The 20,607-nt window shown below is 47.9% G+C and carries 20 protein-coding genes and 1 pseudogene; 16 read left to right on the forward strand and 5 right to left on the reverse strand.

What is annotated here, in order from left to right:
• Positions 1-237: 237 nt before the first annotated feature.
• Complete coding sequence (locus WJU16_RS25180) at positions 238-1,302, reverse strand: ketoacyl-ACP synthase III (protein ID WP_341836115.1); 1,065 nt, start codon at positions 1,300-1,302, stop codon at positions 238-240.
• Positions 1,303-1,406: 104 nt separating this feature from the next.
• Positions 1,407-1,865, reverse strand: a complete 459-nt coding sequence (locus WJU16_RS25185; RefSeq protein WP_341836116.1) for a MaoC family dehydratase — start codon at positions 1,863-1,865, stop codon at positions 1,407-1,409.
• 233 nt (positions 1,866-2,098) lie between these two features.
• On the opposite strand from WJU16_RS25185, the gene WJU16_RS25190 reads away from it, so the two are divergent.
• The 13 genes from WJU16_RS25190 to WJU16_RS25250 all read left to right on the forward strand — a co-directional run bounded on the left by WJU16_RS25190 (position 2,099) and on the right by WJU16_RS25250 (position 14,379).
• The gene (locus WJU16_RS25190) at positions 2,099-2,428 is read left to right on the forward strand and encodes a metalloregulator ArsR/SmtB family transcription factor (RefSeq protein WP_341836117.1); all 330 of its coding nucleotides are present in this window, start codon (positions 2,099-2,101) and stop codon (positions 2,426-2,428) included.
• 54 nt (positions 2,429-2,482) lie between these two features.
• Positions 2,483-3,328, forward strand: coding sequence for an arsenite methyltransferase (locus tag WJU16_RS25195; protein WP_341836118.1), 846 nt, complete (start codon positions 2,483-2,485; stop codon positions 3,326-3,328).
• 10 nt (positions 3,329-3,338) lie between these two features.
• Positions 3,339-3,680 carry a GNAT family N-acetyltransferase gene (locus WJU16_RS25200; protein WP_341836119.1) on the forward strand — a complete coding sequence of 114 codons (342 nt, stop codon included), beginning with the start codon at positions 3,339-3,341 and terminating at the stop codon, positions 3,678-3,680.
• 149 nt (positions 3,681-3,829) lie between these two features.
• A complete protein-coding gene (gene arsB / locus WJU16_RS25205) occupies positions 3,830-4,909 on the forward strand; it encodes an ACR3 family arsenite efflux transporter (protein WP_341836120.1) in 1,080 nt (359 codons plus the stop codon).
• A gap of 21 nt (positions 4,910-4,930) precedes the next feature.
• On the forward strand, positions 4,931-5,359 hold the full coding sequence (locus WJU16_RS25210; protein ID WP_341836121.1) for an arsenate reductase ArsC: 429 nt from the start codon (positions 4,931-4,933) through the stop codon (positions 5,357-5,359).
• Positions 5,360-5,369: 10 nt separating this feature from the next.
• The gene (locus tag WJU16_RS25215) at positions 5,370-6,143 is read left to right on the forward strand and encodes a metallophosphoesterase family protein (RefSeq protein WP_341836122.1); all 774 of its coding nucleotides are present in this window, start codon (positions 5,370-5,372) and stop codon (positions 6,141-6,143) included.
• Positions 6,144-6,170: 27 nt separating this feature from the next.
• Complete coding sequence (locus WJU16_RS25220) at positions 6,171-6,719, forward strand: sigma-70 family RNA polymerase sigma factor (RefSeq protein ID WP_341836123.1); 549 nt, start codon at positions 6,171-6,173, stop codon at positions 6,717-6,719.
• A 73-nt stretch (positions 6,720-6,792) separates the two neighbouring features.
• On the forward strand, positions 6,793-7,722 hold the full coding sequence (locus WJU16_RS25225) for a phosphatase PAP2 family protein (protein ID WP_341836124.1): 930 nt from the start codon (positions 6,793-6,795) through the stop codon (positions 7,720-7,722).
• 545 nt (positions 7,723-8,267) lie between these two features.
• Entirely contained in the window at positions 8,268-8,843 is a 576-nt protein-coding gene (locus WJU16_RS25230; RefSeq protein WP_341836125.1) for a hypothetical protein, read from the forward strand.
• A 104-nt stretch (positions 8,844-8,947) separates the two neighbouring features.
• Entirely contained in the window at positions 8,948-11,662 is a 2,715-nt protein-coding gene (locus WJU16_RS25235; RefSeq protein ID WP_341836126.1) for a carboxypeptidase-like regulatory domain-containing protein, read from the forward strand.
• A 258-nt stretch (positions 11,663-11,920) separates the two neighbouring features.
• Positions 11,921-12,640, forward strand: a complete 720-nt coding sequence (locus WJU16_RS25240) for a Crp/Fnr family transcriptional regulator (protein ID WP_341836127.1) — start codon at positions 11,921-11,923, stop codon at positions 12,638-12,640.
• Complete coding sequence (locus tag WJU16_RS25245; protein ID WP_341836128.1) at positions 12,637-13,446, forward strand: hypothetical protein; 810 nt, start codon at positions 12,637-12,639, stop codon at positions 13,444-13,446. The genes WJU16_RS25240 and WJU16_RS25245 overlap by 4 nt, the downstream gene beginning before the upstream one ends.
• 420 nt (positions 13,447-13,866) lie before the next feature.
• Positions 13,867-14,379 (forward strand): nicotinate-nucleotide adenylyltransferase, encoded by a 513-nt coding sequence (locus WJU16_RS25250; RefSeq protein ID WP_341836129.1) that lies wholly within the window; start codon positions 13,867-13,869, stop codon positions 14,377-14,379.
• 86 nt (positions 14,380-14,465) lie between these two features.
• Here WJU16_RS25250 and WJU16_RS26215 read toward each other — a convergent pair.
• The 3 genes and pseudogenes from WJU16_RS26215 to WJU16_RS25260 form a co-directional block, all read right to left on the reverse strand.
• A pseudogene (locus tag WJU16_RS26215) lies at positions 14,466-14,570 on the reverse strand (short-chain dehydrogenase); the annotation flags it as partial.
• A gap of 299 nt (positions 14,571-14,869) precedes the next feature.
• Complete coding sequence (locus tag WJU16_RS25255; protein ID WP_341836130.1) at positions 14,870-15,925, reverse strand: response regulator; 1,056 nt, start codon at positions 15,923-15,925, stop codon at positions 14,870-14,872.
• A 490-nt stretch (positions 15,926-16,415) separates the two neighbouring features.
• Positions 16,416-17,825 carry a serine hydrolase gene (locus tag WJU16_RS25260; RefSeq protein WP_341836131.1) on the reverse strand — a complete coding sequence of 470 codons (1,410 nt, stop codon included), beginning with the start codon at positions 17,823-17,825 and terminating at the stop codon, positions 16,416-16,418.
• A gap of 67 nt (positions 17,826-17,892) precedes the next feature.
• Between WJU16_RS25260 and WJU16_RS25265 the strand changes: the two genes are divergently transcribed.
• Genes WJU16_RS25265 through WJU16_RS25275 form a run of 3 tightly spaced genes read left to right on the forward strand, consistent with a single transcriptional unit; the run spans position 17,893 to position 20,578 of the window.
• Complete coding sequence (locus WJU16_RS25265; RefSeq protein WP_341836132.1) at positions 17,893-18,561, forward strand: response regulator transcription factor; 669 nt, start codon at positions 17,893-17,895, stop codon at positions 18,559-18,561.
• Positions 18,558-19,856: a HAMP domain-containing sensor histidine kinase gene (locus tag WJU16_RS25270; protein ID WP_341836133.1), complete on the forward strand. Its 1,299-nt coding sequence runs from the start codon at positions 18,558-18,560 to the stop codon at positions 19,854-19,856. Before WJU16_RS25265 ends, WJU16_RS25270 begins: the two co-directional genes overlap by 4 nt.
• A gap of 17 nt (positions 19,857-19,873) precedes the next feature.
• Positions 19,874-20,578 (forward strand): phosphatase PAP2 family protein, encoded by a 705-nt coding sequence (locus WJU16_RS25275; protein ID WP_341836134.1) that lies wholly within the window; start codon positions 19,874-19,876, stop codon positions 20,576-20,578.
• Positions 20,579-20,607: the final 29 nt, after the last annotated feature.

A 20,607-nucleotide genomic window follows, 5' to 3' on the forward strand; every position in this document is an offset into this window, starting at 1 on the left:
CTTTTTTGAACAAACTTTCAGCGCATATTTAAGCATTGATGAGACGGTCTTTTCCAGCGGAGAACTGTATACGAATGTGATCAATAAGCTGGCCAAAGGCCGCCGGGCTCTATTATAGCGATGATTAACGGGACACAAGCTGATTATTTAACTGATATCTTAAAGAAGATATCAAAACGGCTGCGCAGCACGGTGCTGGAAGGGTTTTCGGTTGAAGGAGGGATCGAGTGAGCACGATCACCAAATATAGGTAAGCGCATTGATATTCATTCCAGCACCGACTGAGGCAAACATGATCAAATCACCTTCAGACAATCGATAAGTTCCCAGCTCGCCACTCAGCACTTGATGTAATAGTGTCGGGATTGTCGCGACCGAACTGTTGCCCATCGTAGCTATATTCATTGGCATAATATTTTCAGGAAGCTTTTCTATGCCGTATAATTCAAAGAACCTTTTAACAATAGCTTCATCCATCTTGTCATTGGCCTGGTGAAGGAAGATCATTTTAAGGTCACGAATATTCTTTCCGCTTTTGTCTAAGCAGTCTTTCATGGCTTGCGGAACATGTTTGAGGGCATATTCATAAACCTTACGGCCTTTCATTTTGATAAAGAGCGGCTCAAGTTCATCGCCTTTATTGGTTCCTGCCGAAGTTATAAACGCCAGTTCTTCCGATGTATCAGATCTCATAGCGGTATTTACAATTCCGCTGTCGCCGCTTGCCTTCCTTTGAATGATGCAAGCGCCCGCTCCATCAGAAAATATCATGCTGTCGCGGTCAGATGGGTCGACAACGCGGGAAAGCGTCTCGCTACCAATAACAAGTGCCGTATCTGCATCGCCAGCCCTGATAGCAAAATCAGCTTGGAGCAGGGCTTGCAGCCATCCCGGGCAACCAAATATGATATCATAGGGTATACAATTTACATTCCGGATCCCCAGATTATGCTTGATGCGCGAAGCAATAGACGGGACCATATCCCGTGGTGCGCCATGGTATTTCATATCGCCATAATTATGGGCGACAATTATCAGGTCTATGGATTCCCGGTCTATTGCCGCATTTGCGATAGCTTCTTCGGCGGCCAAAGTGCCCATATCGGAAGCGACCATTCCCTCCGGGGCATACCGCCGCTGCTCTATCCCGGTTATGGCTTTAAACTTTCGGATAATCGTTTCAGGTGATTGTTCGATTTCCGTATGATCTTCGTTATAGAAAATATGATTCAAAAAGTGCTCGTTTGTTACATTTTGAGCTGGAATATGGGCGCCGGTACCTGTTATTTTTGATCGAATCATATTGAAAACGGGTGTTTCTTAATCAGAATATGCTATTTCACAAGTAATACTGCATCCAATTACTGTTAAACCGGTATATCACCGCAGACAACAGCTGTAACTTATTAATTAAAATGATACAGGAATACGACATCGCCCGTATACACCGGTTTGTCTTTCCCCTTGAGTATCAAAATTGCTTCGATAACCGCTTTTACAGTTCCCCTAAGATTTGTTATTGATTTTACTTTGGCTTGCAATTGTACTTCACTATCTACCAACACAGGCTCACAAAACCTGATGCTCTCAATCCCATAGTTAATCTCCATCTTTACATTTCTTACATCGGCAATCTGCTTCCATAAATAAGGAATAAGCGACAATGTGAGATATCCGTGCGCAATTGTGGATTTAAAAGGGCCTTCGTTTTCTGCCCGCTGCTTATCCACATGAATCCATTGGTGGTCTAATGTTGCATCAGCGAATTTATTAATCTGTTCCTGACTGATTGTATGCCAACCTGAAACGCCCAGCACTTGCCCTTCAAAAGATTTGTATTCTTCAAAACTGCTAATTACTACCATTGTGAATTTTATTTACAATTATCAAATTTAATGCACAAGTTTAATAATTGATATTATTTGAAGGAAAAAGTAGTGTTCCGTGTGAAGAAGGAAAGTTTTTCAGGTAATTCCAGGTTCCACGGATATGGTTCAGTAATGATAGGAAGGGATGCTGCCTTCCTCAACAGGGGGAAAATCAGCTACAGAAAATAAATTTGGCCGGGTCTGAAGATTTATCGTAATATTGCAATATTATGGGAGCCACCAAGACCGATTTATTCACCAAACAGCAAAACGACATCGCCAACATGGCTAAAGCACTGGCGCATCCCGCCCGCATTGCCATCCTCCAGCATCTAGTGAAGATCAACGCCTGCATCGGCGGCGACCTGGTGGATGAACTCGGTCTCGCCCAGGCAACCATTTCACAACACCTCAAAGAGCTGAAAGCCGTGGGACTGATCCAGGGCACCGTGGAAGGTACCTCCATCTGCTACTGTATCAACCCAAAGACCTGGAAGCAATACCGTGATCTTTTCGATAAATTCTTCGACAGCAGCATGATGGAGGGCAACTGCTGCTGATTTTTTTGCCCTTAATTATCGCAATATTGCAATTATACGAACAATTACAATGCAATGCCTACAGATCAGGAACTCAAAGACCTCGTACGCGAGAAATACGGAAATATCGCCCTGCAGGACAAGGAAACCAACGAATCCTCCTGCTGCGGCGCCAGCTGCTGTTCTTCCGAAGTATATAACATCATGAACGAAGACTACAGCCAGCTCGAAGGCTATAACGCTGACGCCGACCTCGGCCTGGGCTGCGGCCTTCCCACCCAATTCGCCAAAATCCAGCCCGGCAATGTGGTGATCGACCTGGGCTCCGGCGCCGGCAACGACGCCTTCATCGCCCGCGCTGAAACCGGGGAAACTGGAAAAGTGATCGGGATCGACTTCACCGACGCCATGATCGCCAAAGCGAGGAAGAACGCGGAAGTGCGCGGCTTCCATAACGTGGAGTTCCGCCAGGGCGACATCGAGCAAATGCCCGTCAGCGACAACGTTGCCGACGTGATCGTGAGCAACTGCGTCCTGAACCTCGTACCCAACAAAAACGGCGTTTTCGCTGAAATCTTCCGCGTCCTCAAACCCGGCGGCCATTTCAGCATCTCCGACGTGGTACTTACTGGTACCCTCCCCTACAGCTTGAAGGAAGCCGCCGAAATGTACGCCGGCTGCGTTTCCGGCGCCAGCCAGAAGGCAGAATACCTCGCGCTGATCTCCGCTAACGGTTTTCAAAATGTGACCATTCAAAAGGAAAAGGTCATCACCATTCCCGAGGATATCCTTGGCAAATACCTCACGGCGGACGAGCTGGCAACCTTCAAATCAGAACAGGCCGGTATTTTAAGTATCACGGTTTACGCAGAAAAGCCAATACCTGCAGCTGCATGCTGCGGCCCTGATTGCTGTTCATAAAGGGAATCAAATGCAAATCATCGCCTTGATGCCGGATCACTGGCCGGCAGTGAAATCCATTTACGAAAGCGGCATCGCTACAAGAAATACCACTTTTCAGACCACGGCGCCTGCATGGGACGATTGGGATAAAACCCTTACGCCCGCCTGCCGCCTGGTTGCGACCAACGGCGATCAGGTCATCGGTTGGGCGGCGATAACGCCCGTATCCGGCCGGTGCGTGTACGCGGGCGTCGGTGAAGTAAGCGTTTACATCGCCGACGGCGCCAGAGGCCAGGGCGTGGGCAAGGCCCTGCTTGCCGCCAGCGAGCAAAGCGGGTTCCGGACCCCTGTAAGCAGTAATTTTCCCTGAAAATACCGCCACCATCAAGCTACATGAAAGTTGCGGCTTCCGGACAGTCGGGCGGCGCGAAAAGATCGGAAAAATGAACGGCGTTTGGCGCGAAACGATTTTGCTGGAGCGCCGCAGCATTGAAATTGGTTTATAGAATTTAACAGTTTATGCAGCAATGTAATCCCGCTCAGCGCAAACGCCTGGGCTTCCTCGACCGCTACCTGACCCTCTGGATTTTCCTGGCCATGCTGATCGGCGTGGGTCTGGGATATTTCGTTCCCTCCACCGCCGATGTGATCAATTCCTACTCCACCGGCACCACCAATATCCCGCTGGCCGTCGGCCTCATCCTGATGATGTACCCGCCACTGGCAAAAGTGAACTACGGTAAAATGGGCGAAGTGTTCCGGAACACGAAGATCCTGGGCGTTTCCTTATTGCTCAACTGGGTGATCGGTCCGATCCTCATGTTCGGGCTGGCGCTGCTTTTTCTCCACGGATATCCGGAGTACATGATCGGTCTGATCCTGATCGGCCTCGCCCGCTGCATCGCCATGGTGATCGTGTGGAACGAGCTGGCCGAAGGCAACCGGGAATACGCTGCCGGGCTCGTGGCGCTGAACAGCGTCTTCCAGGTACTTTTGTATAGCGTGTACGCCTGGTTCTTCATCACTGTGCTACCGCCGATCTTCGGCATGAAAGGGCTGGAAGTAAGCGTAACCATCGGCCAGATCGCGGAAAGCGTGGCGATTTACCTGGGCATTCCCTTCGCCGCAGGCATCATCAGCCGCTTCGTGCTGATCCGTTGGAAGGGAGAAGCATGGTTCCGGGAGAAGTTCGTACCGGCCATTTCTCCGATCACCCTGATCGCCCTGCTGTTCACCATTGTGGTGATGTTCAGCCTGAAAGGCGAACTGATCGTACAGATCCCGATGGACGTGGTGCGCATCGCCATCCCGCTGGCCATCTACTTCGTGATCATGTTCCTGGTGAGCTTCCTCCTGGGTAAAGCCCTGGGCGCCGATTATTCTAAAAACGCTTCCATCGCCTTCACCGCGGCGGGCAACAACTTCGAGCTGGCGATCGCCGTCGCCATCGGCGTATTCGGTATCAACAGCGGACAGGCCTTCGCCGGGGTGATCGGCCCGCTGGTGGAAGTCCCCGCCCTGATCGCGCTTGTAAACGTGGCGTTCTGGCTGCGCAAGCGTTGGTACGGCACGCCGGAAGAAAAAGCATGGCAGGCATAACCGAAAAACACATCCATCTATATGAAGAAAATCCTTGTCCTGTGCACCGGCAATAGCTGCCGGAGCCAGATTGCAGAAGGCTACCTCCGGCATTTCGCCGGCGACGCGGCCGAAGTGTACAGCGCCGGCGTGGAAACGCATGGTGTCAATCCCCGCGCAATCGCCATCATGGCGGAAGACGGGATCGATATCTCGGGGCATACTTCCAACAATATATCGGAATATACCGGCATCGATTTCGATTACGTGATCACCCTGTGCGACAACGCCAGAGAGCGTTGCCCGGTATTCCCTTCGCAGGCACAAAAGTTCCACGAGAACTTCCCCGATCCCGCGAAAGCAACCGGCACGGAAGAAGAGATCATGCAGGAGTTCCGGGAAGTAAGGCAGATCATCCGCAACTATTTTGCACAATTCGTCAACACACACGTTCAACCTGTAACCGCGTAAACCGCTCCAAATGAAAATTGCACTGTTTTCCGACATCCATGCAAACCTCCCCGCGCTGGAAGCTTTCTTTGCCGACGTGGACAAAAGAAAGCCCGATTCGATCTACTGCCTGGGCGATCTGGTCGGGTACAACATCTGGCCCAACGAAGTGATCCAGGCTATCCGGAAGCGCGGTATTCCCACCATCGCCGGCAATTATGACCACGGCATCGGCCGGATGAGCAACGAGTGCGGTTGCGCCTACAAGACGACCGAGGACAAGGACATGGGCCAGATTTCCATTTCCTTCACCAACTCCCTCGTGGAGCCGGATGAGCGCCGCTACCTGCGGACGCTGCCCGCGCACATCCGCGTCGAGTTCCAGTTGAACGACGACACGCTTACCCTTATGCTGGTGCATGGCAGTCCCCGGAAGATCAACGAATATCTTTTCGAGGACAGGGAGGAAAAAAGCATGCTTCGGATATTGACCGACGCCAGCGCCGATATTCTCTGCTTCGGACACACGCATAAGCCCTACCACCGGATTCTCTGCACCGAGCCCGGCGAGGCGCCCAAATGCCGCCACGCCATCAATATCGGCTCTGTAGGGAAACCGAAGGACGGCGATCCGCGCGGCGGTTACGTGATGCTCCATATCGACGAAACCCTGTCTATCCACGACCGGAATTCGCTGAAAGTGGAGTTCATACGCTTCGATTATGATGTTGAAACGGCGGCCAAGGCGGTTGAGAACAGTATTTTACCGAACGAATACGCTGATATGTTGAGAAGGGGCTTTTAAAGCCCTTTCTTGCTAAATACCCTTTTTATGCAGGAATCCATTTTGCCCGTCCTGGTTCAGCTCGACAAACAACTATCCCGGCGCATCTGCGCCCGCGTAAAGCACGACGCCTGCTGCGAAGACATCCTGCAAGATGTATACCTGAAAGCCCTCGAACGCCTTCCGCAACTCGAAAAGGCAGATAACATCACGTCCTACATGTTGAGGATGGCAGACAACGCAGTAGTAGATTATTTCCGGAAGAAAGGCAAAGCATCCGCGGAGGTGGCCGTCGTGGAGGATACGCCGGCCCCTGCCGACCAGCCGAACGACCTGGTGTCGCAGTTGTCCGTATCTTTCGTCGGCCAGATGATCGACACGCTGCCGCCGATCTACCGGGATGCGCTGGTCCGTACGGAAATCGAAGGCATTTCGCAAAAACAACTGGCGGAGGAGCTGGGTATTTCCTATTCCGGGTTGAAGTCCCGCGTCCAGCGCGGGAAGGAGATGCTGCGCGCGGCTATCCTGGCGTGTTGTGATTTTTCCTTTGACAGGTACGGCAATATCGTTTCCTGCTGCGGGTCGGATTGTACCTGAGATATTTTTTGCGTCTTTTTTGGCATGCGCCCGTCATATAGGAAAACCGTTTTTTCACAAACAAACTTCCATTATGATTTTCAAGCATTTAAAAAGAAAGACGCTTTTCCTTCTGCCCGTTGTTTTCGCATTCCTGTCGCTGGTCGCATTCAAATTCGGAGCTACGGCTCCTCACCCGCTGGAGCCGATGAGCCAGCATTATAAAACGCTGTCCACGCTGAATCCGCAGCCCGACGCCTCCCGCGCCTGGATGGATACAATCAGGTACCCATGGTCGGAATACGGGAAAGGCGCGCAAGGGAACACGCTTTGGCGCACCGTATACCTGAGCCCGGAGCTGGAACGCATTTTACCCGGTTTGATCAGTCCGCCAGCGAACAGTTCCGACCAGACGCGGGCCGAACTGGATTACATGCTCCAGTTGCAGCAGAAGCGGACGCCGGCGGAGATCGCCCAAGCGGAGCATATCGCCAACATCGGCTCGTGGCCCAATATCCTGAACCCGGAAGATCCGGATTATAAGGAAAACCGGAAGCAGTTGTTTTACATCGCCACTTCCGTCGGTGAGTGGTACAACGACAAAAACTTCCCGGCCACCACGGAGCTGCTGCTGAAATGCATACAGGATGTGCGGGTGACGGAGTTCCGGTTGAAATGGCACTTCAAGCGCCCCCGGCCGTATCACCTCGAGCCGGCATTGAAGCCGCTGGCGCGGATTTCGTCGCCGTCGTATGCCAGCGGCCATTCGCTTTGGGCATTTTCGGAGGCTTTCCTGTTCGCGGAGATCATCCCGGAGAAACGGGCCGACTTCGTGAAGATGGCAGAAGAAGTGCGCTGGTCGCGCGAGTTGATGGGGATTCATTACCCCAGCGACAATGAAGCCTCCCGTGTGATCAGTTGGAGTCTGCTGAGCGCCTGGTATAAAAATCCGGCGTTCGTGGCCGACCTGAAAAAAGCGAGGAAAGAATGGGCAAACTGGAACAAAACATATCAACGGGAATAGCCGATTCATGGGAGGCTTACCGCGGTGGGCGTATATTAACCACCTTTTCGTCAATGGTTCCCATTTCGCGTCAATAGCGGTGTTCCTGGCGTTGAAATTGGAGATTGGCGTGGGTGGTGTGTCGCTTCTTCATAATTTCGATTAGCGAAGTGCTTAAAGTTCCTGCAGGAAAGCACTTCAGCTTGGTTTATGGTTGCCAGTGCTATGTGCATCGCGTCATTAAAGCATTTGATTGAAAGCGCCCCTTCATCCGGACAACGCAGATTTATGCGAAGGTGACGCATCGGAAGATTAGTAACAATAAGAAGGTTTTGCGTACAATGCTGCCTTAACTTGTATTAATAAACAATCTACACCGAAAGGTGGATTCCATTGTCCATGATCCCGTGGCAAGTCGCTATCAGGCGCTGAATCGGTGTTGGCGTACTCTTTTTCAGAATTGGTGACAGCCGTCATTGGTAGTGAATTATCGAATAAGTTATATTGCATCATCTAAAGTGCGCACCCTAGTTTAAGAATTATTTAATCCATAAAACTCCTCAGTTATGAAAAGAATCGTTCTGTCGGGGGTATTGGCATTGACCTCCGTTATCGCATTCGCGCAGACCCAAAACGCAGCCCCTCCTCCTCCCGGTCCAGCCCCCGCATCAGACCACTCCACCGTTTTAGTAGGCTTGAAACTTGAGAATGTGATCAGTCTCGTTCCGCCACTGGACTTGATGGGAGCGAAATTCTCCAGCGGTCACGATTATAATGAAGGTGAAATACTGGAAGACCTTCACGGAAACCATACCAGTGATTTCAAAGTTAGTTCCAACCGGAATTTCAATGTGACCATCAAGTCCAGCGCTCCGAATTTCTCTTATACGGGCCCTGGCATGAGTAACAATGTTATGCCTTGCGGAGCACTGAAGTACAATTTGTTCAGTAACGGAACTGGTGGGACTAATGCAACCCCTTCGGCTTGGAACCCGCTGACAGTTGCTGCTGCGCCGTTGATCACCAATGGGACTTATGGGAAAGATAAACCCTTTTCCCTTAAATTTAAGGCAGACCCTGGTTGGGACTATACCGGGGGTGCTTATGCACTTGGTGTAATATTAACTGCAACGCAGCTGTAAACCCCTCCTTCCGGATAAGCCTTTCCTTATGGGAAAGGCTTATCCATCTCACGAACCAGTGTTTGAGAAAATGAGAACATGTTTATCCCGCATTACATAATACAATGTTTGCCCCTCTTCGTTGTATTTGGCTGTTGGATCTCCTCTGGGTATTCACAGGAAAGCCCCCGGTCCGCATACAACTGAAAGATTCTTTAAAAATTGATAAGCAGTCTTCCTTCCTATACAACCCTTTGACCATACAAAACCTGACAGCACAACCTATCGAATTGATCTTGCATGCTTCGGTGCCGCAAGGGTGGCGGCTAATGTCCCCGGGACCCGGAGATACTTTGCGGATCGCAGCCGGTGCCGTTCACAAATCAACGATAGTATTGCTGAAGGAGCGAGATGCTATGGCAATGTGGTTGCCGGTGCGCCTTACCGCCATTACCTCTGGCGGAATTAAAATTACGCAGCGATTTCAGGTTATCGCGGAGGCTGTTTGTGAATTCTCCACGGCCTTTCTTACCCCGCAAATTGAGCTGGCCGGAACGGAAAGGAAACTGAGCATCCGAGTCCGGGTTAATAATATGGGTACAACGCTCGGTAAGTATGCTGCAACGTATAAGAGCAGTGACCTCGGCATAGACAAAGTTGCAGATTTCCGCCTTCAGCCTGGCAAAGACACGATATTGACCTGGGAATACCTCCTGAGCGAGCGGCAGTGGATTGCGCTTACCCGCGGAAAGATAGCCGTCAGCCTTGAAGACACTACCGGTGTCAGCTATATGAATTTCACCGAGGTGAAAAAAGTGCAACAGGTTTTGAAAAGCCGCTCTTCACCGTATCCTGTTCTTCCAATACAGGTAGAAACCGGAATGATGCAATGGGGCCGGCAGTTCAGTTATTATGCCGCAGCCAGGGGCGAAATTGAAATTGGCAATGGCCGGGCGGGGTTCTATTACCATAGCAAACAATATGGATTAGGCAATCGCCTCGAACGCAACGTATTCGGCGCATACCTGAAAACCAAGCGCTGGGAGCTTTACGGTGGACATCTAAGCAGTCTCAAATACTTCTTCTCCTACGGGAACGGCGTCAAAGTAACCTATACATCCGACAAAAACGCAACCTTCCTTTTCAGCACCAGTATTCACAGCAACCGTCTGCCATTCACGAATGATCATGTTCTGGCTTCCATACAATATCCGGTCGGTAAAATCATTTTTTCCCACACCGCGGCGGCCAACCTGGATAACGAAAATGGTGTAAAAAGCTACCTGCTCGATAATGAGATCACTTTATTGAACGCGGTGCCTATTCACCTGAGTGTCAACTTGGGAGCAGGGCAGGACGTATATGACGAAGCGCCGCCTTCGCGGAAACGAACCGCGCCGGGCCCGGCCGTGGGATACAAATTCATGTTTACAGGCCGCAAGCTTTCCATATCAAGCCAGGTCCAATACAACGGAAAAAACTTTCCCGGATTAAACAAGGGGCTGGTTACACACTTTCACGATCTTTCCTGGACGTTCAATACACGTAATGCAGCTGGATTATTCTGGCAGTACAACAGGGCAGGCATATCAACCCTGCGAGACACAATGTTTAACAAGGATGCGTTGAAGTTCGACATACTGCGTTATGGAGTGAAATACAGTCTGTCGGCAGGCCGTGGTGCATACGGGATCAGCATCGGTAGGCTACGGCAAACTGATGGTTTTATAAATTCTTTGCCTGTGTATGGATTCCTTGAATTTTCCGGCAGACTGGCCGTTTGGAAAAACTCAAGTATGACATTTTCATCCATGAGCGGTTTGAATAATAATTACCAACGTACAGGAGAAGATATCTTTTTTACGAATACGAGTTTTTCCATGGTATTTAAAAACTTCGGAATTAGGGGATTCTATGCCCAGGTTCCGGTATTCGACAATACAACTGCTAAGGGATTTGTTCGATACAACCGCACGTTGCTTGCCGGCCCGTCCGCTTCCTTTCAGCTTTTCGGCCGCGTTAAGGCCAACCTGCATTACAGTATTTCTAAGACACTTTATGACAAGCAGGTGTATCATCTATGGGGTAGCAACATGTCGTATAGAAATTCACGGAGCGGGCTTGATATTTCGGCTTCGGTCGAGTTCCCTTTAGTATCAGGTAGCACAGCTCCCGCGGGTGTAAATGACCAGTATATAAATCTTTCATTGAGTAAAAGGCTCAACGTTCCGATCATCTTCCGGAAGAAGTACTACACTTTAAAGCTTGTACCATTTTTTGACAAAAATGGGAACGGAAAGTTGGAACCTTCAGAAAATGTCATTCCCGGCGCGCTCTTTAGCATCGGAGATATTTCATTCATAAGTGGCGCCAATGGCACTATCTATTATAAAAACATACCTGCAGGGAATTATACGATAGTATGCCAATATGCGAACAAGATCAAAGGCTGGGTTCCTGCCGGCGGTTTCACTCAGCAATTAACCGTTGCTGGCGACGTTACCCATCTGCTTCCTTTCAGGAAAAGCAAACTAATCACGGGTATGGTAGAACTGAAGACAAATGCGTTGACCGGCAGCAGAATCACCAAGGAGAATATTAAGGTTTCCGCCACTGACAGTGCCGGCATCGTCTATACTACGATGACTAATGATAATGGCGTATTCTTTCTTAACGTACCTGCGGGAAAGTATGTTGTTTCGCTAAACCCACAGGCATTCAGCGAAAAAGTCAGGCCAAAAACAATGTATTTCATAGTTGAACTTGTCAGCGCCGAGCAAGCGGAAGTAGTGTTCGAAATTGTGGACGTCAGCAGGGAAGTGAGATTTTTCAAAAATTAGGATAACTGACTAAATAGTATAGGCATTATTGCTTCAATTACTTACACATTGAAGCAATAATTATGATATTAATTTATATTATTTATCCCAATTGTTCATGTATAAATGCCAAGGTAATGTTGATGAAAATCAAGATTTTTCCGATGGAAATTATTTTCCTGCATCGTTTTAGATAGAATATTTGCAATTCATACGAGAGCTTAAGACTTATCTTTTATTGTCTAACGATTAAACATAACACCCATGTGCAGGAAAAGGATGATAATCGAAACTGATGCCTTAGCACAAAACGATCTTAAAGTAAAGTTTCCGGTAGAATCAGTTCGCGATAGTGACGATATTTATCATTTGATGATCAACGGCGTCACAAGAAAATACCGGAAGAAAAGTATTATTTATCGTGAAGGAGAAAGGTCCGTATCGATATATTACGTGATAAAAGGGCGTGTAAAAACGAGTAAATGGAATGTGGACGGTAAAGAATTGATCACTGGTTTGTATAAGGTAAAGGATTTCCTGGGTAACTCGGCCATTATTACATTTGGCCGGTATGAGGAAACAGCAGAAGCCATGCTGGATTCGGAACTGGCTGTTATTTCTATTCCCGACTTTGAAAAGATGTTGCTACAAATTCCCTTTCTTGCGAACAAGTTGTATAGCAACCAGATTGTGAATATGTTAGATAATCAGGTGAGGATGATGAACATCGCATATGGTACTGTACGCCAGAAAGTGATAAATGCATTGCTGACATTCATGGAAAAATACAATACAGGGCGCGATAGCAATTTTGAAATCGATGTGAGCAGGCATAACTTGGCCGCATTAGCCGGTGTTGCCAGGGAATCCGTAATTCGCACCCTGAGCGACCTCCGGGATGAAGGTATTATTCAAATCGGCGAATCGAAGATTAGGATCACCTGCATCAAGAGGCTAGTGCTTGAATGTGATTTCACCAAGATAAACAGTAACCGATGAAGTTATCCAGCCTACTTTTCGCGTTTCTGTATTTCCTTTGTGATGCCGATGCACAACAACTGCCAAGTGCCGGTCTGCTGATCAGGCCTGCCACGATTAATTACCAACTAGGCAATGGGCAGACGGAGAATGCGCAGATCTTTATAATAAATAACCTACAGAAAAGTAAACAGTTTTCGGTTTATCTCAGCGACTGGATCCGCGATTCCCTTGGTGTACATGTTTATACGCCTCCTGGAGCCAATCCACGATCTTGTGCATCATGGATTACAATAGACAAAGACTTCCTGGAAATAGCCCCCGGCCAGACAGCTGTCCTAGACGTCCGGTTGCGGATACCAGATACGCCAAATGCCGCTACTGAGATGAAGTGGGCCATGTTGTTTTTGGAAACTACTGAGGAACAGGTTGTCGAAACAGATAACCAGGTGTATACAGTGGTCAATAACAAGGTTCGTGTGGGTATACATCTCTATCAAACGCCTCCGCAAGTCATACATAAAGATGTCCGAATCGTAGGGTTCAATCCACCGACCTGGAAAAGCAGGAGATGCCGGATCACATGTGTGAACTCAGGGGAAGTTCAACTAGAATGCACCAGTTACATCGAGCTTTCCAATTTGGAAACGGGCGTAAAAACAAGGATAGACGCTCCATTGTTCCCTTTGTTCCCAGATCAGCGAAGATTGGTGGAATTTGAACTGCCAATGGAACTTCCGCCGGGCAAATATTCCCTCGTTGGTGTAATAGATGCGGGGAAGGACGTTCCTTTGGAGGCTGTTCAGCAAGAAATTAATATTGAATGACCGGTAATTTAGCGACAATTATAAAGAGCCGGGTGGATCGTAAGTACATTGAAAATTCATTTTTGCTTCTTGCGTAATAAGCCGGTGAATTGCGCGGATTGCGGGAGACTGATATCCATCAATATTTTGCCCATCAATATCATTGTTCCGTTGCCGAAAATAGTGAAAATTTGTATTGCATTAATACAGCGAATACGGATGAGGAGGCGGGAATTTGCACTGCCTGAGTTTTTACATAATTTGATGGCTCGCCTTTGGGCAATTTTGATCGCACCTTAATCGCGTTGATTTTTCGAGGTAACTAGTAAAATCAGACATTATGAAAAAGGAATGGCATGAGGGTTTTCCCTGATGGGACCAGCAGAATGTAAGACGGAAAAACTATCAGAGGTTATTCTATATTCAGCTAAACTTATAATAATGACAAGTTATAAATTGTTGCTACTTGCTATTAATGCAATAGCAGGAGCTACTATGCCGTTGCGCGCACAAGTGCGTGAGTTACCCGAAGTAACGGTGACGGCCAAGAATTATAAGTACCTTCGGTCCATAAACAGCAAAGAGGCGGCACAACCGGTTAAGCTGCTGGAGGCCAAGGCTGCCAGCTACGATATCAAAAACTCGGAATATTACGAGGACGATAATGATACTTATTTCATTACTTTTTACCTGCCGGAAGGATATGTGCTGGCAGTTTATGATCAGGAAGGAAAGCTGTTAAGGACAGCCGAGAAATTCAAGAATATTGTCCTGCCGGCTTTGGTTCGAGCTTCCGTAGCCAAAAGATTCCCTAATTGGTCGATTTCAAAAGATATATATCTTGTTAAATTTGGTGACGAAGCCGGAGCCAAAATGCAATACAAATTACTGCTGGAGAATGGCAGCAAACGCATGCGTGTCAAGACAGATGAAAATGGGGAATTTATCGATTGATTAAGGATTCCCGACCTGCGGCATCGGTTCTCCCCTATTGGGAGGGCCGATGCTTTTAAGTGGCTCTTGTCAATGTCAACAGACACCACCCGGCATCTCTCAGATGCGAATAACAGTGCTATTTGCATTCCAATTCCCGAAGCAGCACCGGTGACGATAGCGACTTTGTCTTTCAGTCTGTTCATGATCATATATTTTAATGTTTAATAGCGTGTTTTTGTACTTGGTTGCAATGGTGTATGCAGTAACCGGCTTGCCACTAAGGCCACGATGGGCCTTGGGAATCTAAAGGGTGAAGAGGAGGTTGGCAACTACAGCGGTGACGACCTGTACCACCGAATTGAACGCATGACCAGGTTTCTCGGTGAAAGAGTGCAATGACTGAAATTGCCGTCTGGAAGATAGCAATGTTTCAGACCCAGGATTTTCGTCTTAATGAGAGGACATCTGGCGCAATATTAACTATTTTTTCCAGGAGTGATATGTGTGGTTAGTTAACCATCTCCTCCAGACGCCGTATATCGGGAAGGTTAATTCTCCCGTCTTGTATATTTATTAGTCCTTCATTGCGAAAATCGCTCAAGGTCCGAATCAATGATTCTTTTGCCACGCCGGCAAGTGAAGCCAGGACGTCTCGGTTAATGCCAGGTACTTCCATATAGTGCAGGCCGTGGTTTTTCCGGTGCAGATAAAGCAAGGCGTCAGCTACGCGCTTCCGAAGAGAATTGTATGCTATTTTTAGAAGGTGCTTTTGATTGTTCGATAGATAAGAGGTTAGCCAGCGTACAATGAGTTTTAGCACTTCGATGTCACTATAGACAAGTAAGTTGAATTCAGAGAAAGGTATAGGTACCAGTTCTGCGGTACACAACGATTCTGCCTGTTCGCTGTATGTGGTTCCATTCAATGCCGCCTCATAGCCTAGGAATTCACCCGCACCATATATTCTGGTGATGATTTCTTTTCCCTCCTCATTAAAAAGACAGGTTTTCACCCATCCTTTTTCAATGTAATACAGATAGACAGGATGATTCCCCACAGAAAAGATTAATTGCCGTCTTTTGAATTTAATTGCATCGCGGCCAGAACGTAGCTTTTCAAGTTTTTCGGCTACTGTTTTATTTCCCGTTGGCATTAACTTGTCGGAGCTATTCAAATGATGCTTTGACCGAAGCCTTTGTATTTTATTTAGCCTGACTTCGATAGCGTGCAGCAATTCAACAGAACTGAAGGGCGAAATGAGGAAATCGTCGGCTCCAAGGTTCATTCCCCTGCGGATGGCTTTCGGGTCTGCTGAATTGGAAAGAAAGATAAATGGCCTGCCAAGCGTATTATCATACTTTTGCAAAATGTTTAAGACGCCGTATCCATCCAGCAATGGCGTCCGTACATTGCAAACTATTAAGTCAGGCTTTTCCTTTAAAGCAATATTTACGCCCTCAACTCCGTCATTGGCATGCAATACTGAATAATTGTCCAACTCAAGAATGGCGCTAATGCTCGTTGCAACATCAGAATTGTTTTCAATGACAAGAATATTAGGCACGGGTGAAGATTTTGTCAAGACAAACTGAAATTCCGGGAACTAATTCTAAAACAAGAATCGCCCTTAAAATGTTCTCAAGTTGCCACTGGAAATCCTATTCGTTATTTCACCGGCCTTTCTTTATATGCCGCAAATTTACAGCGGTTCGGAGAGTTGTTGCCTAAGTATGGGCAAATAGAATATGAATATATTTAATGTATTTGTGATTGTAAGTTGTATTGCCTTGGAAAAGATTGTTTTGACTATATATCGTTTTTAAATTTTAGTCTTCGCAGCTCTCCTCCCGGTAACTACAAACTCCTTTGCGCAAGCTTAACCGCATAACCAATAAGAGCTTTATACTACGATTAACCCTCAAGCAAGGAATTCCCCGTTCGATTACTTCTCAGTGACCAATGATGAAGCTCCATTGAACTACATCTTCCCCACTTCGTTCACCACCAACTGTGTCAGACGTAGATGTTGACTTTTATTTTAAAGCAGCCTCCGGTTAGTACGTCCATGCATTTTCATACGCCTCAATGATCACATCCTTTACCACGCCGATGTCATTTGAAATGGAGTTCGTATTCCACGCCAGCTGCACATTATTGGGGAAATGCGCGATCATTGTGTTGGTGCCGCGGAATTTACTGTCATACGCCATACCGGCTTTAAAGTAGTAGGTTCCCTGCCGCCCCCTGTATTTGCTGTCGAATCCCATGAGCTTGTTTTTCATGCGCTGTAACATCGCGTCAGAAACGAATTTTTTTGATTCCGCTGCTGCATGAACAAGGGCCAGCTCCTTTGCACTCATGTACCAGTTGCCCGCACCGCCAGATTTATAGTTTGTATAAATTGAAATGCCATGGTGAACGGGTGCTGAATAATTGTAGTAGAGCGTTTGGCTGCTCCCCGGGGAATTGGGATTCCAGACCGGGCCCAGGCTGTTCCAGGGGCATAGGTCAACCAGATAGTAGTTGGAAATGCCGGCAGGACCGAGAATCACCTGGCGCACGTAGCTCCGGTAGAACTGCGATACTGCTTCGTCCGCATTGTTGTCTGACATTGGCGCGTACCAGCCCGCGCCGTTTACGATACAGGCAAGCAAAACCCGGCAAAGATGATAATTTACCGCGGCGTTTTTAAAGTAAGCATCGCCGTAACCCGTGGTAGCCGTTTGCATGGTTTTGCGCAGCGAAGTGTAATCGTAACCAATGTATTTCAATCCGGATGTATGTGACAACAGGTGCGCAATGGTAATTTTCCTGTTAGATGCTGGAATGTTCCAATTGGTCGGCAACAACTGCCAAACATAGGCGTTTTCGTCCATGCCTTTGGCTTCCAGCGCTTTTAAAATTGCAAGCGCAGTGATGGTTTGTGTGGCCTCCGACGTTCCCTGGCGCGTAGTAGGCAAATAGGGATGTTGCCCGTCCATCAGCCGACGGGAGTCGCCCGCTGTAATCGTTGTTACCACCGCTCCGTTGAATGCAATCGCAAATCCAAATCCTATTGTTTTGCCCGTGAAACGATTCATCAGGCCCTGGGTGAAAAGCGATGGGTTGAACTTGAGGGACGCGCCCGGTTCCTTGGCCAGCGCAATGTCCGGTTTTTTTGAAGAATGATCTCTTCCTGCTTTTCGCAACCTGCCTGCAAGGCGCCGGCGAACAGCATTATCGCGGCGGATTTTTTTAGTAACGTTTTCATTTGTGTGGTTTGAGGTTCTTGCCGCAAAGATGTAGTGCGACCGGTAGAAGATGGATGCTGTTTTAATGAATGAAGCTGTTGGGTTAACAAAAACAGGAATAATAAAAGTGCATCCCTTTCCTCCCCCGGACGAAATCAGTTTGACTGTTAGTTGAAAATTAGGGGATCCCTTAACGGGCGATATTGAATTGTTGTAATTTATAATGCAATACATATATGTAAGTATTATACTATTTTCAGCTTCTAAATTTATTCTAAATCGTATCCGTAATTTTGCTTCTATGAAACTCCTGGTGATCGAGGACGAAAAAGAGCTTGCAAACGATATTGTCAGTTATCTCGCAGACTACACCTGCGAAATAGCGGCCAACTATACGCAGGCATTGGAGAAAGTTGAAATCTACACCTACGACTGCATTCTGCTCGACCTTACATTGCCTGGTGGCGACGGCCTCCGTTTACTTAATGTGCTGAAGAGAGAAAAGCGGAACGACGGTGTCATCATCATTTCCGCCCGGAATGCAATAGAGGACAAGATCATCGGCCTGACCAACGGAGCTGATGATTACATTGGCAAGCCCTTTCACCTGCCGGAACTCGCTGCCCGTATATATTCCGTCATCCGGCGAAAGCAATTTTCGAATTCCAATATATTGGACCTGAACGAAATGAGGGTAGATCTGCTATCGAGGAAAGTATTTGTAGCAGGTGCTGAAGTATTACTTACAAAGAAGGAACTCGATCTGTTGCTGTATTTTATTGGCAATAAAAATAAAGTGATTTCGAAGGGGGCTTTGGCGGAACATCTTTCTGGCGATATGGCTGATATGTTCGATAGTCACGCTTTCGTGTACGCGCATATCAAAAACCTCAAGCGCAAGCTCATTGAGGCCGGCTATGGTAATTATCTCAAAAATGTATACGGGACTGGTTACAAATGGGAAATATGAAAAATTTGCTCGACAGAAACCTGAAAGCTTATATTATTTATGCCCTGGTGGTGTTCCTGTCAAGCGTTCCGGCTTATTTTCTTATTATGGACTTTATTTGGCGCTCGGAATTGCATGAGCACAATGAAATAGTGGCATTCAGAGCTAAGGAGAGATTTAAACGGCTTGCCAACGACCCGGCTGCACTTCACAGGAGCATCGAAACCTGGAATAGCATCCAGCCGGAGGCCGCAATTATGCCGGTAAACGCCATGGATGAAGACAGCGTGTATACCATTTACCGAGAAATTCGCCTCGCCGGGCACGAGGAGCTGGACAGATTTCATGGGCTAATCACTTATTTTATAGTCGGCGACCAGGCATTCCGGATCACCATCGAAACTAATATTGAAGAATCTTACGAGACAATTGCGGCCATCACAGCCGTTACCGCGGTGTTTTTCTTTTTGCTGCTGGGAGGATTTCTGCTACTGAATAAAAAGCTTTCGCGGAGATTGTGGGCGCCATTCCATGAAACCGTCGGTAAACTGGAGGCATACGATCTGAAAAGTCAAACGCAGATTTTATTGCCCGAAACCAATATCATAGAATTCGAAGCTTTACAGGCCGGTATCCGTAAGCTGATTAGCGGCAATATCGCAGCGTATCGCGAGCAAAGGGAATTCACCGAAAATGCCTCCCATGAATTGCAAACACCACTGGCGATTGTTCAATCGAAGCTCGATTTGTTCCTGCAAACGGATGGGCTGACCGAAGCGCAATCCGGCATTATCGAAGAAGCCAACCACTCATTGTCGCGTGTTTCGCGCATCAACAGAAACCTTGTGTTGCTGGCTAAAATCGACAACGGTCAGTTTGCTGCGGAAGAATTGTTGGAATTATTGCCGGTTACCCGGGAATTGAGCCAGGAAATGGAGGATTTTCTGGCAGAAAAACATATCCATTTGGTGTTGGACGCGCATTCACGCGGCGCTGTTACAGGCAACCGGGCATTGGTAGAAATCATGCTCACCAATCTGTTCATGAATGCAATCAGGCATTCTCCGTATGAAAGTGAGATCCGGATCAGCATTTTTGACAACATGATCGAAGTCGCTAATTCAGGTACGCAGCCGCTACCTGAAGACAAACTATTCAAACGGTTCTCCGCTGCCGCGGTGCACTCAACCGGAACGGGCCTCGGGCTGGCGATTGTACGGCAGGTTTCCCTGCTGTACGGCTGGCAGGTAGGATACAGGTTCTCGGATGGCATGCACCGTTTTACCGTTGGATTTGCCGGCGGAAGTGAAACATAACATAATATTCAAGCTTTATGTATTACAGAATTTTTAGATGGCAGGTTTTATTGATCCTGCTGTCAGGTACTTCCTTTGCCCAGGAAATCATACAGCCGCCGATTCCTGTCGACAGTCAATACCATATGCGCCCCCTCAACTTCCGTAGGGCGCTATTCATGCCGGCGTCCTTCATCCTGGCAGGTGTTGCGATTAACGGGAATGGCAACGAAGGATTTAAAAAAGAGCTGGTGGAAGAGCGGAACGAACATATCCCAACCTTCCAGACCCATATTGACAATTACCTGCAATACGCACCCATAGCCATCGTTTATGGGCTGGATGCTGCGGGTATCTCCTCGCGGACAGATATCCGTAATCGGACTGCCATCCTCATAAAAGGCGAAGCGCTCATGTCCGCCTCAGTATCACTGCTGAAAAACACCACTCACCAACTCCGGCCCGACGGATCAACTTACAATTCTTTCCCATCTGGTCATACGGCGCAAGCCTTCGCTGCAGCTACTTTCCTGTCCGAAGAGTATAAACATCGTTTTCCCTGGATGCCGTATGCCGCTTATGGCATGGCTTCTGCGGTGGGCGGGTTCCGCATGGCCAATAACCGGCATTACGTCAGCGATGTGCTGGTAGGTGCCGGCATCGGCATTCTTTCAATGAAAATGGCTTACTGGACGCATCAATACAAATGGCGGAAGAGAAAGCCGGTAGTCGATCAGTTTTAACCTGCGTGATATTACGCCCGGAAATTTTC

Origin of the sequence: Chitinophaga pollutisoli, from assembly GCF_038396755.1 — a bacterium.
GTDB lineage: Bacteria > Bacteroidota > Bacteroidia > Chitinophagales > Chitinophagaceae > Chitinophaga > Chitinophaga pollutisoli.